Here is a 16542-nt window from a genome sequence, read left to right as displayed (position 1 = left end):
TGCCGCTGGTGGTGACCAGCTCCATCCGGACGTCGCGGTCCTTGTCGAGGGTGATCGACTTCTCCCCGTGGTAGAAGTCGCCCTCCCGCATATGCGCCACATGACTACGGGACGCCATCGACCACTCGCCCATGCTGTGCGGGTGCTTCCGCGCGTACTCCTTGACCGCCTTCGGCGCCCGACGATCCGAGTTACCCTGCCGCAGAACAGGGTTCACGGCGCTGCCGAGACAGGTCGAGTACCGTCGCAGGATCTCCTTCTCCTCGTCGGTCTTCGGATCCTCCGGGAGGTCCGGAATCTTGTAGCCCTTACTCTGCAGCTCCTTGATCGCGGCCAGCAGCTGCGGCACCGACGCCGAGATGTTCGGCAGCTTGATGATGTTGGTGTCGGGCTTCAGCGTCAGCTCGCCGAGTTCGGCGAGGTCGTCTGCGACCCGCTGGTCGTCGGTGAGCGACTCGGGGAACGTGGAGAGGATCCGGGCCGCGACGGAGATGTCCCGCGTCTCGACGTCGATGCCCGCCGCCTCGGCGAAGGTTCGGATGATCGGGAGGAACGACGCGGTCGCCAGCAGCGGCGCCTCATCGGTCAGCGTGTAGATGATGGTCTGCTGATGATCACTCATGGGTTCTTCCCGACCTCCAAATGGCTTCGATCCGCCTCCGGGGTGTCCGGAGACTCCATTCAAGCGACACCTCGTGGTGCGATGCACTTAGAGCCTAGTACTCACCGCGGTGCCGTCGGGCGGGTAGCGACCTACTCCGGCGCGAGCCGGACGCCGGACTCGGTGATGTCGATTCCGCACACCGCAGCTCACCCGTCGCCAGGGAGGGCTCATGGGAGACCTGGCGCTGCACGACAGGCGCTGTGGTTGCGGAGGCGTAGGCGGGACGGCGTGATCGGGACGCACGCGATGTCGATCGAACCCCTCACGCCGAAGGGGATCCCGTACAGCGGAAGCGAATCCGCGCCCGGCGAGCGAGGAATCCCGAGCGCGCGCCACCCCGTCAGGTCGAACGGGCTCGCGCCCTCCGACCGACCCCGGCCGGGAAGTCTAGCCGCGGACCGGATACCGTCCGCGCGGCGGCGCGCGGGCCGGGCGTCAGGCCAGGCCCGAGTACGCGTCGCTCGCGCTGGGCCCCGTGCCCGCGAGCATCACGTTGTCGGCGAGCATATCGAGGGCGGCCGGATCGAGGCCCTCCACACCGGAAGTGCTGTGGGCGACGGTCATGACACCGATCACCTTGGCCTGGTCGCCGGCGAAGGCCGTGACCTCGATCGCAACGATGTCGACACCGGCCTTGACCACGTGGGACAACAGCTTCGCGCCCAGGCTGACCCGATCGCCGATGCGGAGCGGCGCGAGGTATTCGAACCGCTGGCCGGCATGAACGATCCGCGACACGTTGCAGTTGGGGATCGCCGCGCTGACCACGGGGGCGAGGGTGTCCAGCATAGGAGCCGCGACGATGGTCCCGGGGACCGGAGTGTCGGCGGGGATCACCGACCGGTTCAGGTACGGAACGTAGGAGGCTCCGATGGCGCGGGCGTACATCCGCACCAAGTCGCCCGAGATCTCGAACATGTCCGGGTACCAGACATCCCAGTCGATACCGCACGAACAGGGCTCTGCGGTGTCCGCGCCCGTGGCGCAGGTTGCATTCCGAAACTCGCTCACCGTCCTGTTATACGCCTCTCCCCCATCCGTCACGTCGCCGTTTCGTCCGAATTCAAGGAATTCTATTGTGCCACAGCTAGATCCGAGCCAATCCGCACCGTCCCACGATCGGACATTACGGTCATGCCTCGGGGTGTCGTCAGATCGGCGAGATGGACCGCCGCTTGCCCGGCACCCGCGGCGGCCGGCGCAGCGTCACGCGGCCCAACGCCTCGATCACGAGTCCCCGTGTGGCCGACGGGAGTACCACGTCGTCGATACCGAAACCGTCCGCCGCGAGCAACGGATCCACGTTGGCCTGGAACAGCGTGATCAGGTCGCCCCGCCGGGCGGCCGGGTCCGGCGCGTTCTCGTAGTCGGACCGGAACGCGAGGTCGACCGCGCTCTCGATCGGGATCGCACAGATCTCGGCGGTGGGCCATGCGAGCGACAGGTCCGCGTCGATACTGCGCCCACCGCCCATGACGATGTACGCCGCGCCGTACGCCTTGCGGGTGACCACGACGAAGCGCGGCACGGTCGCGTTCGCCAGCTCGTAGCCCAATCGGGCACTGCGCCGAACCAGACCGCTCTCTTCGGCGGCGGCACCGACCAGGAACCCCGGCAGGTCGACCAGGATGAGAAGCGGCACCCCGAACGCATCGCACACAGCGACGAAGTGCGCGGCCTTCTCGCAGGCGGCGCTGTCGAGCGCACCCGCCAGGTGCAGCGGCTGGTTCGCCACCACACCGACGGGCCGTCCGCCGATGCGGGTGAGGGCCGTGACCACGTTGGGCGCATGCGTCCGCTTGATCTCGAACACGGTGTCGCGGTCGGCGAGCGCCTCGATCACGTCGAGCACGTCGTAGCCCTGCCGCATCGATGCGGGGATCAGGCCGTCGATGGTGTCGGCACCGTCGCCCGGCTCGTACGGTCCGCGCGCCGGGACCGGCGTGCCGTTCGCCGACGGCGGCAGGTAGGAGAGGAAGGCACGGATCGCGTCGAGTGCCTCGCGCTCGTCGGCCGCGACGACGTCGACGACGCCCCGCTCCGCCTGGACGTCCGCGCCACCGATCTGCTCGTTGGTCAGTTCCTCCCCCGTCGCGGCCGCGACCAGCGGTGCGGAGGACATGCCGATGGTGCCGATGCCACGCACGATCGTGACGAAGTCGCAGCAGGCGGCGAGGTTGGCCGGGGCTCCGAACCCGGGGCCGAGCATCGCCGCGACGAGCGGAACGTGGCCGGAGAGGTCGGCGAGCCGCAACAGCAGCCGCGATCCAGGTGCGGCGAGGCGGGAGTCGAGCGCCTCCTGCATGCGGTGCCCGCCGCCGTCCATGAGCATCACGAGCGGGATCTCGTCGAGCAGTGCCCGGTCGGCGCACCGTTCCAGCTTCGCCATGCCCGTAGCGCCGTTGCTGCCGCCGAGGACCGTGAAATCGAATGCGGCCAGCGCCACCGGGCGGCCGTCGACGTAGGCGATGCCGGTGACGACACCGTCGCCGGGCGCCACGAGCGGCGCGGCCCCGGCCTGTGCCGGTCCGGGCCCGGCGAGGGCCCCGAACTCGAAGAAGCCGCCGTTGCCGAGAAGCGCGACGCGCTCGCGGGCGGTCATCTTCCCGCGCGCATGCTGCTTGGCGACCTTGGCGGCCCGGGTACCGTCGCCCACTGCGGCGTAGGCCGCTCGCACCCGCTCGACCAGCCGGTCTTCGTCGGCCATACCGTCGTCGACCGCATCTGCACTCACGCCGCCACGCTAACAGCCGTTAACCTGGTCGTCGTCGCACCAGCACGCCGACGACGGGAGCACCCAGTGGCAGCCGGGATCAAATTCAAGGTCATCACCGCGGTACAGCGCCGCGTCAACCCGATCATGCGCCGCGCGCCGCGGCAGCAGCTGATCGAGACGATCGGGCGGCGCAGCGGGCAGCCGCGGGTCACGCCGATCGGTGGTCGCCGCAGCGGCGCCGAGTTCTGGCTGGTGTCCGAGCACGGTGACCGCTCCGACTATGTCAAGAACATCCTCGCGAACCCGCGCGTGCGGGTGCGCGACCGCGGCACGTGGCTCAGCGGCACGGCCCACGTCCTGCGGGACGACGATGCCCGTGCCCGCCTCGCGCAGCTGCCGCGCGCCAACAGCGCCGCCGTCGCCGCGATGGGCACGGACCTGCTGACGATCCGCGTCGACCTGGGGAGATAGGCCTCAGGCTGCCGGGTCGGCCAACGGCTTGGCTGCCCGCATCTCGAGTAGGTCCGGCCGCGGCCGCCGCGGCTCCCGCACTCCGGCGTCCCCGTCGGGCCGCAGCCACAGCCGAACCACCGACCCCTTGATCACGCGGGCGCCCGACTCGGGACTCTGATCGGTCACGACCCATCCCTCGTCGGTGGCCGCCGGTGCCGGCCCGCCCGCCGCGCTGACGGCCCGTAGATTCGCCGCCTGGATCCGCGCCCGCGCAGCCGGCCAGGCCAGCCCGACGACGTCTGGCACGGTCTCCTGCGCCGAACGCCGCCGCCCACCCCCGGAACCGGCGATCAGGTCCCTCTCCCAGTCCGCGACGGCCTCGCCCGTAGCCACTTCCAACGCCGTCTCGTACTGCGGAACAGGCCTGGTCGATTCGACCCTATCGATCTCCCGCCACCGCTCCCATGCGGACTGCCGGGTGATGCCGACGCTGGTGGCGATCTCGGTCCACGACTTCGACCGGTCCCGGGCGGTGCGCACGAGGGCCAGCTCGGCCTGGTCCAGAACGCGCCGCAGCGCACCGATGTCGGACAGTGCAGCCAGAGCGTCGTCGCCGGTCACCGGGCCCGCCGAGTGCGCGGTGAGCCGGCTCCACAGGCGCCCGCCCTCGCGCCACCGATCGGAGAATGTCATACCGTCAGGGTATCCTGACAAGGGCCCGATCGGCCACCGATCACTGCGTCGATGCCAGGCCGTTGAGCCTCGCGATGCGGATTCCGACCGCGAGTTCGAAACGCAGCGCGGCGTCGATGGATTCGACACCCACGAGCTCGCGGATCCGATCGAGCCGGTAGTACAGCGTGGATCGGTGGATGTGTAGCTGCCGGGCGGCCTGCAGGGCGTTGCCACCCGTCTCGAGGTATGTCTCGACCGTCTCGAGCAGTGGCGCCGAGCCGGGATCGCGGAGCAGGACGGCGACGGCGCGGGGCAGGTCGTCGACCGTGCACGACGGCTCCACCAGCCACGCGTCGACTCCGACGTCCGCAGCGGACGCGACCACCGGATGACGGTCCGGAGCCGCAAGCGTCGCGCGGAGGACGCGCCGGGCACCGTCGTACGAGGACGCGGCCTGTGTCAGCGATGGGACCAGCGGGCCGATCCCGGCCCGGACACCCGCGATGCGCGGCTCGGCGAGAAGCCGCGTGAGCCGCGGCACCACCACGGGCCGCGGGAATACCAGCACACCGACACCGTCGTCGCCCGTGGCCCCGACGACGCTCGCAGTGGATGCCAGGTGCACGAACCCGACCACTACGTCGACGGCGGGGGTGACCCGCTCGGCCAGGTCGGGTCGCGCGCCGATCGCGACCGCGCAGTACCGGGAGGACTCGCTGATCAGCGACTCCTCGACGAGCGCCGCCGCCGCATCGGGGTCGCCGGCCACGAGCGCCCGGACGAGGGCCACGGTGTGCTCGGGCGCCGCCTCCGGCGGGCGCGACAGTAGCGCGGGGAGCAGTGTCGAGCCCGCGCGGAGGATCCGGGTGATCTCGTGGGCGGCCAACTGCCGCTCGGCCGCCCGGAGCCGGACGGCGAGGTGGCCGGCCGTCGCGCCGCGGTCACCGAGCGCGATGACGGCGACGGTGCCGGCCCCCGCCGCGGGCACGTACCCGACCGAGCCCGACGGTGGCGGCCACGAACTGCTGTGCGCCAGAACGACGGACAGCCCCTCGCGGTCGGCGGCCGACTCGTGGATCGACCATGCCACCGGACGGAGCCTGGCGTCGAGCAATACCAGGGGCCGGCCGGCCGATTCGGCAGCGTCCTGTACCCGGTCGTCGAGCTCGACGTCGTGACGCATGTCCGCAGTCTAGGCCCACCGTTCCGACACTCTGTCGGAACGGCCGACGACGAATTCCAGCATATTCGCCGATGTGCCCGCCCACCCCGCGGACATACCGTCGAGAGCTACGACTCGAGAAGGGACACACCATGGTTCACGGGCCACGGATCGCAGTGATCGGTGCCGGGATCGGCGGGTTGACGCTCGCCTTGGCACTGCGGCGGCACGGTATCGACTGCGACATCTACGAGCAGACCGAGGAGTTGCGGGAGGTGGGCGCCGCGGTGGCGCTGTCGGCCAACTCGACCCGCTTCTTCGAGGGACCACTCGGGTTGGGCGCGCAGCTGTCGGCGGTGTGGGCCGAGATCCCGGAGCTGGTGTTCCGCGACGGCCGGACCGGCACCGTCCTCGGGCGGCACTACGGGCGCGACAGCTACCGGCGGCGGTACGGCGCTCCCTATGCGGGTATCCATCGCGCGGACCTGCAGGCCGTGCTGTCCGGCGCGGTGGGGCCCGAGCGGATCCACCTGAGCCGTCGACTGGTCGGCATCGACGACACCGGCCCGGAGGCGCTCCTGACCTTCGCGAACGGATCCACCGCCGCAGCCGACCTGGTGATCGGGGCCGACGGTGCCCGGTCGGTGGTGCGCCGGCTGCTGCTCGGCTACGACGACGCGTTGTACTCGGGGTGTTCGGGGTTCCGCGGCATCGTCGGGCCGGAGCACCTGGCGTCGCTCCCCGACCCCGCCGCGATCCAGTTCTGGACCGCGCCGGGCGGGCACCTGCTGCACTACCCGATCGGTTCGGGCGCGCACAACTTCCTGCTCGTCGAGCGCGGACCCGCACCCTGGCCGCATGCCGCGTGGACCGCTCCCGCGACCTCCGCCGAGCGGATGGCCCGGTTCGCGGACTGGCACCCGGCCGTCGTCGAGATGGTGACGGCCACCCCTGTCGGGGACCGCTGGGCCCTGTTCCACCGCCCGCCGCTGGGGTCGTGGAACCGGGGCCGGATCACGCTGCTGGGCGACGCCGCCCACGCGCTCGTGCCACACCACGGTCAGGGTGCCAACCAGTCGATCGAGGACGCGATCGTGCTCGCAGACCGGCTCGCGAGGTGCAGCGACCTCGACGATGCGCGCCGCGAGTACGAGGACGCCCGCCGCGACCGCACCCGCCGCGTCCAGTTCGCGTCGATCACCACCGCCGACGTGCTGCACCTCCCGGACGAGTCGCCGCTCCTACCCGCCCGCAACGCCCGCCTGGCGTCCGCGGGCCTCCCCGAGCGGCATCTCGACTGGATCCACGGCTTCGCGGCCGATCACGCGTCGGTGGGAGCCTGACTGACCGCCTGGATCGTTCGACCGGCGGTTGTGCGATCCGTGCCACGATCGAGGGTATGAACCGTCAGCAGAAGATCCCCGGCCCCGACCATCCGATCACCGTCGAACCCAGTGACGCGCATGTGGTCGTCAGCACCGCCGACGCGGTGATCGCGGATTCACGCCACACGCTGGTCCTGCAGGAGGCCGCCTACCCGCCGGTCTACTACGTGCCGCTCGGCGACGTCGACCCCGCGGTGCTGCGGCCCACCCCGACGCAGACGTACTGCCCCTACAAGGGCGACGCGTCGTACTACAGCGTCGAGACCCCCGGGGGCACCGTCACCGACGCGGTCTGGAGGTACGCGGAGCCGTACCCCGCGGTGGCGCAGATCGCCGGGCACGTCGCGTTCTATCCGGACCGGGTGAGCGTCACCGTCGACGCGTGAGCTGCGCGTCGGCCGCCTGCGGTACGGCGTCCGCCCCCGCCCTGCGGCGGCGCGCGGCGTCGTTGGCGTACGCGAGCGCCGGCACGACCACGAACGCCAGGAGCAGCAGCGAGACGGCCAGGACGTTCACGTGCCCGTGCGCGTCGGTGACGATGCTCTTGAAGTCGAACGAGACCAGCAGGAACAGCGAGAACACGAAGGCGACCACCGGGAGCACGCGCCCGGCTAGCGCAGACGTGTGGATGTGTGCCCACCGCCGGTCGCTGCTGGCGGCGAGGCGGTACACCGCCACCGGGACGATCAGATACTGCACGAAGCGGGCGATGACAGCGAGGCCGGTGAGGTTGGAGGTGTTGAAGCCCAGGGCGATCGGGAAGGCGATCGCCAGGACGGCCGTGATCGTGAACGCGACGAGCGGCACGCCGTAGCGGCCCTTGCGCGAGACCACGCGCGGCAGCAGCCCGTTGTCGGCCAGCGCCGTGAACAGGCGCGGCGACCCGAACGATGCCGCGATGTTGATCCCGACCATCGAGACGAGTGCGCCGACGACGATGACGGCGTGCAGCACCGAGTTCGAGATCGCCGCCGCGAGCTTGACGGTGTCCGAGGAGGTGGCGATCTTGTCCGGGGCCAGCAGCATACCGGCGATGATCGCCGCGAGGTAGGCGACGGCCACGATGAGCACGGCGACCGGGATCGCGCGCGGCAGTGTCTTGTCGGGCTCGTCCATCTCTTCGGCGGCGTTGGCGATGGACTCGAACCCCGTGTAGGCGTACAGCGCCACGATCACCGCGAGGACGATGCTGGCGAACTCGCTGGTGCCGAGGGGGACGTAGCCGAACAGCGAATAGGTGGCGTACCCGGCGTACACCTGCCGACTGCCGGCCAGGTGATAGTCGGATACGCCGCGAGAGATCACCAGTGCAAGGGCACCGACCACGAACACCACGAGCGCGATGATCTTACCGACGGTCGAGATCCCGTTCGCCCAGGCGATCGCGGCGGTCCCGAAGTAGTTGATCGCGAGCAGGATCAGCACGAAGACGACGAACGACGCCGTCTTGACGCTGAAGACGCCCGACTGCGCGGACCAGTCCCGGTGGGGGAACACCACCTGCAGGAACGTGGTCACGGCGAACGACGCGAGTGTCCCCCACGCGATCGCACCCGTGAAGGCGTGCGTCACGCCGACATAGATCGCGGGTCGGTCGCCGAGCCCCGCCTTCGTATAGGCGTAGGAGGCGCCGTTGGTCTTGACATATCTCGCGGCGGTCGCGAACACCAGCGCGAGGATCAGGGCGAACGCGGCGGCGATCACGTACGCGAGGGGCGCCAGGGTGCCGGCTCCCTTGATCACGTCGCCGGGGGTCAGGAAGATCCCCGCGCCGATGATCGCATTCACGCCGAGCAGCACCACGCTCCAGTAGCCGAGCCTGCGGCTCGGGACCTGATTCGGCATGGCGTTCTCCCTGCATCGTTCGGAAACTGCGCACCTGAGGCCGGACGTTCGTCCGCGGCACGTTACCCCCCTCGGGGCGGCTTCGAGGCGTCCACGATTCGCACGACGAAAAATCTTGACGGACCGGTGGGGGCAGGGGATCGAATGACCGCATGGTTTCTGCTGACGCACATGGCTCACCGCCCGAGAACGCCCGCGGCTACGAGGGTTTCGGCGGCACGATCGGACGGGTGAGCTCGGCCTCGACCCCGTGGTGGCCCGAGCGCTCGACCGCGCCGGCGGGCGCACCCAACATCGTCGTCGTGCTCATCGACGACCTGGGCTACTCGGACATCGGCCCGTTCGGCTCCGAGATCCCGACGCCTGCGATCGACCGACTCGCCGAGACCGGGTACCGGTTGACCAACTACCACTCGACCCCCGTCTGCTCCCCCGCCCGCGCCGCGCTGCTCACCGGGCTGAATCCGCACCGCGCCGGCTACGGCTCGGTCGCGAACTCGGACCCGGGGTTCCCGGGTTTGCGCCTCGAGCTGGCCGACGATGTCCTCACGCTCCCGGAGATCCTGCGCGCCAACGGGTATGCGACGTACGCGGTGGGCAAGTGGCACCTGGTCCGGGACGCGGACATGGGGCCGGGACGCACGCGCGATTCGTGGCCGCTACAGCGCGGCTTCGACAGCTACTACGGGTCGCTCGAGGGCCTCAACTCGTTCTACTACCCCAACCAGCTGATCGCCGACAACAGCGTCGTCGACATCGAGCAGTACCCCGACGACTACTACGTCACCGACGACCTCACCGACCGCGCAATCGGGCAGATCAAGGCCCTGCGCGCGCAGGAGCCGGACAAGCCGTTCTTCCTGTACTTCGCGCACATCGCGATGCACGGCCCGCACCAGGCCAAGCCCGAAGACCTCGAGCGGCACCGCGGGCGGTACGCGCGGGGCTGGGACGTGGTGCGCGCCGAGCGGTTCCAGCGCCAGGTCGCGGCCGGACTGTTCGACCAGGGCACACCGATCGCCGAACGCAACACCGAACCCGGCTACGACGCACCGCCGTGGGACGAGCTGACCGACGAGGAGCGGCGCCGCTATGCGAAGTACCAGGAGGTGTATGCAGCGATGGTCGACAGCGTCGACCAGAGCGTCGGGCGGATCACCGACACGCTCGAGCAGCTGGGCGAGCTGGAGAACACCATCATCGTGTTCACCTCGGACAACGGCGGCACCGCCGAGGGCGGCGCCGTCGGGACCCGTAGCTACTTCAGTCGGTTCGTGCACGGGCCCGTGCCGCAGGACTGGGTGCGGGACGTACCGCACGACGAGGAGCTGATCGGCACGAGCGCGCTCGGTACGCACTACCCGCGCGGCTGGGGTCAGGCGTCGAACACCCCGTTCCGGTTCTACAAGGGCCAGACCTTCGCCGGCGGGGTGCGCGTCCCGTTCGTGCTGTCCTGGCCCGCGGGGCTGCCGCGGGTGGCGGGCGACGACGGTGTCCGGCGCCAGTTCTCGTACGTCACCGATCTCCTGCCCACGCTGGTGGAGTTGGCCGGTGTGACCCCGCCCGATCACCGCCACGGGCGACCCGCGCAGGAACGCGACGGCGTCGCCGTGACGCCGGTGCTGAGAGATGCGGCCGCAGCGAGTCCGCACACCGAGCAGTACGCGGAGTTCGGCGGCCATCGCGGCTTCTACCGCGACGGCTGGAAGCTGCTCACGCTGCATACCGATCCGACGCGGATCGACGACCCGCAGTGGCAGCTGTTCGACGTGCGGACCGATCCCGCCGAAACCCGCGACCTCGCCGGTGAGCACCCCGACAAGGTCTCCGAACTGGCGCGGGCGTGGGAGGATGCCGCCTGGCACAACACCGTCTTCCCCCTCATCGAGCAGGACGCGGAGCAGCGGAGGGGCCCCGGCGAGCGGCACTACGACGACCCGGTCCGCATTCTCGCGGGCACCCCCACACTGGAGCGGTACCGCAGCACCAGGCTCGTCCAGTACCGCGACTTCGAGATCGACGTCGAGCTCGCCACATTCGACCCCGCCGCCGACGAGGGCGTCCTGGTCGCGCACGGCGACCCGTTCGGCGGATACCTCCTCGCCGTCGAGGACGGCGCGCTGCATCTGGTGTTCAACGGGTACGGCGCGATCACGCGGGCGTCCGGCCCCCTGCCCGCCGGGACCACACGGATCCGCCTCGCCGCCGCGGCGACCGCGGACGTCCGATGGTCGTTCAGCGCTACGGCGCAGACCACGGGCGGCGCCGAGGTCGAGGTGCTGACGCTGGCCGACCGGTTCCAGCTGATCGGGATGGCGCCGTGGACGGGTGTCTCCGTCGGGGTCGACGCGCGCGGCCCCGTCGACCCCGAGCTGCGGGCGCGACGCGGTCCGTTCCGCTACACGGGCGGGCTGATCGCCGTCACCTATCGGCCCGGCGAGGTGAAGGTTCCGCGGGCCGTCCGGGACGAGATCGCCGAGCAGGCGGAGCTGGTCGCGGACTGACGGCACGAGCGCTGACTCAGGCCGCGGCGGGTACATCGGCCACCGAGAGTTCGCGGGGTAGCCAGGGTTCATTCACGTTATCCACGTAAGTTTCCGCGCAGTCGACGCGTTTACCACGTGGTCGGCGAAAGCCGGTCCAGCCGATGAATAGAACCTTCGAAGCTGGAGACAGTAAAGAGTCAGCAACAAGTCAGGAAAAGATGCGATGACCACCGAAACGGTATTCGAGCCGCCGTCTCTCGACGAGGAGAAGACGGTCCAGCAATACATCGACGAACGGCCCAACTGGCCCGATGGCACCGCACTGCCCTCGACTCCGATGACGGGTATGCAGTTCCGAATCTGGGCCCTCGCCTGCGCAGGCAAGTTCTTCGAGGGCATGGTCGTGTTCATGACCGGCGTCGCCGTGCCCCTCATCGCTGTCCAATTCCATCTGAATTCGGCCGATAAGGGAATCGTCACCGCCGCCTCACTGGCGGGGATCCTGGTGGGCGCGTCCGCGTTGGGCAGCCTCGCCGACACCTACGGGCGCAAGCGGATGTTCATCATCGAGATGATCATCTTCGTCGTCTTCCTCATCGCGCTGACGCTCGCGCCCGATTTCATCACGCTGGTGATCTGCCTGTTCGGCGCCGGGCTGGCGCTCGGATGCGACTACCCCACCGCCCACATGGTGATCTCGGAGAGCATCCCGACGACGGCACGCGGGCGACTGGTGCTGAGTGCGTTCGCTTTCCAGGCCGTCGGAGCCTGTATCGGCACCACCGTCGGCTTCATCATCCTCACCGCGGACCCGGACATCGACTCCTGGCGCTGGATGTACGCCACGACGATCATCCCTGCGATCCTGGTCGTCGTCGGGCGTCTGTTCATCTCGGACAGCCCCCACTGGCTGATCGCGAAGGGCCGTACCGCTGAGGCGGAGAAGGCCACGCGGCAACTGCTCAAGCGCGTCCCCCAGTACCCGAAGTCGATCTCCCTGGGGCACCTGCAGCACAAGCACAACGACCACGGCGGTAAGACCGGCTACCTGACCCTGTTCGACAAGCAGAACCGCCGCGCGACGATCCTGGCCTCGGTTCCGTGGTTCCTGCAGGACCTGAGCACCTACGGCATCGGCATCTTCACCCCTACCATCCTGGCGGCCGTGCTAGGTAAGGAGTCCACGTCGAACGCGGTGTCCAGCACGATCCACAACGACATCCTGGGCGCCAAGGGCTCCGCCTTGATGAACATCCTGTTCATCGTGGGCATCCTCGCCGCGATCCTCCTCGTGGAGCGCACAGGACGGATCAAGCTGCAACTCGTGGGCTTCATCGGCTGTGCAGTGGGCCTGCTGTTGACCGGTCTGTCGATGCGCGCCGACGGATCGAACGACATGCTGCTGCTGTTCATCGGCTTCACTTTGTTCTACTTCATGACGAACCTGGGCCCCAACGCCATGACCTATCTGCTGGCCGGGGAGGTGTTCCCCACCCAGGTACGCGGCAAGGGCGCGGGTTTCGCAGCCTCCTTCGCCAAGATCGGTGCGGTGCTGACCGCGTTCCTGTTCCCGATCCTGCTCAAGAGCCTCGGCACAACCACGCTGCTCTATTTCCTGGTCGGTACGTGCCTCGTCGGCACAGTGGTCACCTACCTGTTCAGGATCGAGACCAAGGGGGTCAACCTGGAGAGCATCGGCACCGCCGACGACCCGACTCGAGACTGACTCGCCGGATCAGAACGGAAACTCGAGGTGCCAGACGCGCATCCCGGTCTCGAGCAGCCACAGCCGGCTGGCGACCAGGCGCATGATCCGCAGGGGACCGAGGATCAACACCGCCGCGAGCGGCAGTTCGGCGAACGCCGCCGTCGCCAGGGAGACCGGCAGGTCGTGCGGCTCCGAGGTCATGATGTCGAACCACGCGTCACAGACGAGCAACACCCCCGTCGCGAAACCGGTGAGTAGCAGCAGCATTCGGCGCCGCCAACCGAAGTAGGCGGTCATGGCCATCAGCAGCACCAGCAGCGCGTCGAAGCCGATCCACGTGGCCGACCAATGGTCGGCCACGTAGCGGTTGGGGAGGGTGAGACCGAGGAAGACGATCCACGGGATCAGTGCCACCGATCCGCTCATCATCAACGACACCCGCACCCGACGGATACGCGCGGCGATGACGGGGTGGATCAGCTCGGCGGCGGGCCGCTCCAACCGCTGGATCAGGGCGCGGCGCTGCGCCACCGTCATCGCCGCTATCTGCGCGTCGCTCGGCTCCCAGTCCACTGCCTCGGTCACTCGCCCATCTCCGTCAGTCGCCGTCGGTCTCCACGTATTGCTGCTTGAGTGTGTTGAGCAATGCCGCCGCCTGGCTGACGATGCCGGTGGTGAGCTGGTTGACGCCCTCGGCGCCGTTGAACATCGTCAGGTGGGCACCCTGCAGGCCCTCGGACAGCGACGCGACCACCGCCGGAAGCTGTTCGATCAGCCGCTGATCCAGGGCGATGCGGTTGTTCTGCGCGGCGGCGGACGCCTGGATCCGAAGCGCCTCGGCCTCCGCCTCGGCGCGGATCTTGGTGCGCTGGGCCTCGGCCTCAGCAGGCTTGACCACCTCGAACACGAGTTCCTTCTCGCGCTGCTCGGCCTGCGCCTCCGCGAGCTTCGCGCGCTCGAAGGCGATCGCCCGGTCGGCGGTGGCCTGCGCGAGCGGGCCCGCCTGGGCCGCCTCGGCGTTGGCCTTATCGGTCTCCGACCGGATCGTCGCGCGCTTGATCGCGGTGTCCCGCTCGTAGTCGGCCTGGTTGCGCAGGGACGCCTGCTGCGCCTCCGCTGCGGCCTGATCGGCGTGCGCCTGGGCGATCGCGGCCTCGCGGCGCACGCGCGCCACCTCGGGTGCGGCGAGCGCCTCGATGTAGCCGGAGCCGAGGTCGTCGATCGACTGGATCTGGAAGGAGTCGACCACGAGGCCGATGCGCCCCATCTCGATCTTCGAATTCTCGAGCACCTGCCGCGCCAGGGTGTCGCGCTCGCGGATGATCTGCTCGACCGTCATCGACCCGACGATCGACCGCAGATGGCCGGAGAAGATCTGGCCGGTGAGCTGGCTCATCTCACGTTCCTGCTCGGAGACGAAGCGCTGGCCGGCCGAGATGATCGCGGGCTTGTCGCCGCCCACCTTGTGAGCGATCACCGCCTTCACCTTGAGCTGGATCCCCTGCGTCGTCACACAGGTCTCCTCGATCCGCGCCTCCTGCATGGCGAGCGACAGATAGGTGACCCGGCGGAACAGGGGCATCACCCACTTGCCATGGCCGACGATGACGATGAACGGCTCCGCTGCATCGGCCGACTTCTTGCCCGAGATGAGCATCGCCTCATCGGGCTCGGGAACGTGGTACCCCAGCATTGCGATCAGTCCTCCCTGTGATCGGTCCGCGCCCTCCACGCGGGCCCCGGGGTGGCCCCGGTCACCCGATAGTAGGTCGCTTCAGCGGGCGTCTACGTCGAGCCAGGGGACCACGCGCACCCGCCGGTCGCCCAGATCCTCCGTGACCAGCACCGATTCGTCCGCCGCGATGGCCTCGTCCGCGTACGCGATATAACTCTCGCGCACACCGGCACCGCCGATCAGGGCCTCTCCCGGCACCTCACCGCCGTCGATAGCCAGCTCGACGCGGCCGATCCGGCCCACCAGCCCCGTATCCACGAATACTCCACCTCTCCGCTTCTGCGATCGTAGGTTGCATGTCGACCGAACGGACGATGGGCGCGTCCGCCGGCCGGATGGCGACACGTGACCGATCCGCCCGGTAGATCGGTGCCTGCCATGAACAAGCTCAGCTGCTCCCTCCTCACCGCTACGCCGGTTCTGCTGCACCGTCGCGATCGTGGCCACGCCCGCACAGGCTGCGGCAACCACCGTCGGCGGAGAGGTCGCCGACGATTTCCGTGGCAACGACCGCAGCCCGTTTCTTCAGATCGCCGGCATCCTGGTGGCGCGGAGGAACCTGGCGCGCGGTATCGCGTATTAAGACCTGCAGGCAGATCTGACCAACGACGAGCTTTCGGCTGTGGTAGACGCGGGCCGAGGGTCAGGGTCCCCGCTCACGGCCGTGAACCAGCGGGACAGCCGCTCGGGTTGGTGAGGGCGTCCCACACGTCGGCGCGCTCGGCAGCGTGGTCGAAGAACATCTCGGGTCACTCCCTGTTCTCGGTAGTGGCGCCATCGGCGGGGCGCTGCCGGCCGCGAGGCGGCGTCGGTGCCGCTCGCGCGCCACGTTCGGTGACCAGGGCGTACAGCCGCCGGGCCCCGTCCGCTCGGACCTGCGCGAAGCCGTTGCCCCGCAGCATCTTCAGATGCTGCGCGACCGCCGGCTGCGAGATCGCGAGCTCGAGGATCCGCCGCCGCACCGGGTCGCCGACGACGTCCGATGCGTGCACCGCAGAGGAAGATCATCTGTCACTCATATGAGGACCTACTTATCCGGCTGCCTTCAGCGCGACGTCGGCGAGCAGGAACTGCGCGGCCGCGTACGTGGCCATCACCGCCGACTCGATCCACGGCGGCGCGTCACGCAGCAGGAAGCGGCGCGCGCCGAGCAGCGCGTCGCTGAGCAGGAACAGACCCGCACCCACGAGGGCGGCGCGGCGGGCCCGCACCGGCAACGCCGGGTCGAGCTGCGTCGCGGCCGCGGCGGTGCCGGCCAGCGTTGCGGAGTAACCCGCGACGACCGGCGCGAGCCAGCACCGCTCGCGCGCTGCCCCCGCGGCCACAGCCGGCACCGTCACCGCCCACAGCACGCCGACCGCGGCTAGCGGGAGGCTCGGGACGTCGCCCCGTCTCCGCAGGAGCCCGCGAATATATGACGCGTGAGCGCAGGCGAACGATGTTGCGCCCACGACGAAGTGGACGGGATCGTCGCCCAGCAGCGCGATGTCGCCGCACCAGCTCGCCGCCTCCGCCGCCAAGACCGGCCCCACGAGCGGCGAGGTCGCCGAGCGGGCGTCGGTGACCACGGCGGCCGCGAGCGTCGGCATCAGCAGCGGCTTGGTGAACCTGCGGGCCCGGTGGGCGGCGGGCGCCCGACTCCCGGCGAGGACGGTATCCGCCGCCGCCAGGGCCGCGTAGGCGATCTTCGATGTCGGCGAGGCACGCACCCGG

At 69.6% G+C, this 16542-nt stretch carries 16 protein-coding genes and 1 pseudogene; 6 read left to right on the top strand and 11 right to left on the bottom strand.

Going from position 1 to position 16542, the window contains the following annotated elements:
* From ABD908_RS14965 to ABD908_RS14955, 3 genes are all read right to left on the bottom strand, one after another.
* On the bottom strand, positions 1–622 hold a 622-nt coding region (locus ABD908_RS14965), incomplete at its 3' end, for an NADP-dependent isocitrate dehydrogenase (RefSeq protein WP_344997279.1).
* A gap of 477 nt (positions 623–1099) precedes the next feature.
* Entirely contained in the window at positions 1100–1675 is a 576-nt protein-coding gene (locus ABD908_RS14960) for an FAS1-like dehydratase domain-containing protein (RefSeq protein ID WP_344997277.1), read from the bottom strand.
* 139 nt (positions 1676–1814) lie between these two features.
* Positions 1815–3398: an acyl-CoA carboxylase subunit beta gene (locus ABD908_RS14955; protein WP_344997275.1), complete on the bottom strand. Its 1584-nt coding sequence runs from the start codon at positions 3396–3398 to the stop codon at positions 1815–1817.
* A 66-nt stretch (positions 3399–3464) separates the two neighbouring features.
* Between ABD908_RS14955 and ABD908_RS14950 the strand changes: the two genes are divergently transcribed.
* Entirely contained in the window at positions 3465–3851 is a 387-nt protein-coding gene (locus ABD908_RS14950; RefSeq protein WP_344997273.1) for a nitroreductase/quinone reductase family protein, read from the top strand.
* A 3-nt stretch (positions 3852–3854) separates the two neighbouring features.
* Here the strand turns inward: ABD908_RS14950 and ABD908_RS14945 are convergent, their stop codons facing one another.
* Together ABD908_RS14945 and ABD908_RS14940 are read right to left on the bottom strand one after the other, a co-directional pair.
* Entirely contained in the window at positions 3855–4526 is a 672-nt protein-coding gene (locus ABD908_RS14945) for a PASTA domain-containing protein (protein ID WP_344997271.1), read from the bottom strand.
* Positions 4527–4566: 40 nt separating this feature from the next.
* Positions 4567–5691 carry a PucR family transcriptional regulator gene (locus tag ABD908_RS14940; protein WP_344997269.1) on the bottom strand — a complete coding sequence of 375 codons (1125 nt, stop codon included), beginning with the start codon at positions 5689–5691 and terminating at the stop codon, positions 4567–4569.
* A 131-nt stretch (positions 5692–5822) separates the two neighbouring features.
* On the opposite strand from ABD908_RS14940, the gene ABD908_RS14935 reads away from it, so the two are divergent.
* A complete protein-coding gene (locus ABD908_RS14935) occupies positions 5823–7013 on the top strand; it encodes an FAD-dependent monooxygenase (RefSeq protein ID WP_344997267.1) in 1191 nt (396 codons plus the stop codon).
* A 56-nt stretch (positions 7014–7069) separates the two neighbouring features.
* Positions 7070–7441, top strand: coding sequence for a DUF427 domain-containing protein (locus ABD908_RS14930; RefSeq protein ID WP_344997265.1), 372 nt, complete (start codon positions 7070–7072; stop codon positions 7439–7441).
* On the opposite strand, the gene ABD908_RS14925 is transcribed toward ABD908_RS14930, so the two are convergent.
* Positions 7425–8900, bottom strand: coding sequence for an APC family permease (locus ABD908_RS14925; protein ID WP_344997263.1), 1476 nt, complete (start codon positions 8898–8900; stop codon positions 7425–7427). The genes ABD908_RS14930 and ABD908_RS14925 overlap by 17 nt on opposite strands.
* 152 nt (positions 8901–9052) lie before the next feature.
* On the opposite strand from ABD908_RS14925, the gene ABD908_RS14920 reads away from it, so the two are divergent.
* Together ABD908_RS14920 and ABD908_RS14915 are read left to right on the top strand one after the other, a co-directional pair.
* On the top strand, positions 9053–11404 hold the full coding sequence (locus ABD908_RS14920; RefSeq protein WP_344997261.1) for a sulfatase-like hydrolase/transferase: 2352 nt from the start codon (positions 9053–9055) through the stop codon (positions 11402–11404).
* 205 nt (positions 11405–11609) lie between these two features.
* Entirely contained in the window at positions 11610–13112 is a 1503-nt protein-coding gene (locus ABD908_RS14915; RefSeq protein ID WP_344997259.1) for an MFS transporter, read from the top strand.
* Between the two features lie 9 nt (positions 13113–13121).
* Here ABD908_RS14915 and ABD908_RS14910 read toward each other — a convergent pair whose 3' ends face one another.
* The 3 genes from ABD908_RS14910 to ABD908_RS14900 all read right to left on the bottom strand — a co-directional run bounded on the left by ABD908_RS14910 (position 13122) and on the right by ABD908_RS14900 (position 15087).
* Positions 13122–13631: a hypothetical protein gene (locus ABD908_RS14910; protein ID WP_344997287.1), complete on the bottom strand. Its 510-nt coding sequence runs from the start codon at positions 13629–13631 to the stop codon at positions 13122–13124.
* A 61-nt stretch (positions 13632–13692) separates the two neighbouring features.
* The gene (locus tag ABD908_RS14905; protein ID WP_344997257.1) at positions 13693–14787 is read right to left on the bottom strand and encodes an SPFH domain-containing protein; all 1095 of its coding nucleotides are present in this window, start codon (positions 14785–14787) and stop codon (positions 13693–13695) included.
* 81 nt (positions 14788–14868) lie between these two features.
* Positions 14869–15087, bottom strand: a complete 219-nt coding sequence (locus tag ABD908_RS14900) for a hypothetical protein (RefSeq protein WP_344997255.1) — start codon at positions 15085–15087, stop codon at positions 14869–14871.
* A 181-nt stretch (positions 15088–15268) separates the two neighbouring features.
* On the opposite strand from ABD908_RS14900, the gene ABD908_RS14895 reads away from it, so the two are divergent.
* On the top strand, positions 15269–15412 hold the full coding sequence (locus tag ABD908_RS14895; protein ID WP_344997253.1) for a hypothetical protein: 144 nt from the start codon (positions 15269–15271) through the stop codon (positions 15410–15412).
* A 250-nt stretch (positions 15413–15662) separates the two neighbouring features.
* Here ABD908_RS14895 and ABD908_RS14890 read toward each other — a convergent pair.
* Positions 15663–15821: pseudogene (locus ABD908_RS14890) on the bottom strand (transcriptional regulator); the annotation flags it as partial.
* 39 nt (positions 15822–15860) lie between these two features.
* A complete protein-coding gene (locus tag ABD908_RS14885) occupies positions 15861–16538 on the bottom strand; it encodes a lysoplasmalogenase family protein (protein ID WP_344997249.1) in 678 nt (225 codons plus the stop codon).
* Positions 16539–16542 lie beyond the last annotated feature (4 nt).

This window comes from Tsukamurella soli (genome assembly GCF_039541155.1).
In the GTDB taxonomy this organism is placed as follows: Bacteria; Actinomycetota; Actinomycetes; order Mycobacteriales; family Mycobacteriaceae; genus Tsukamurella; species Tsukamurella soli.
This window is presented reverse-complemented; position numbering and strand designations above follow the sequence as displayed.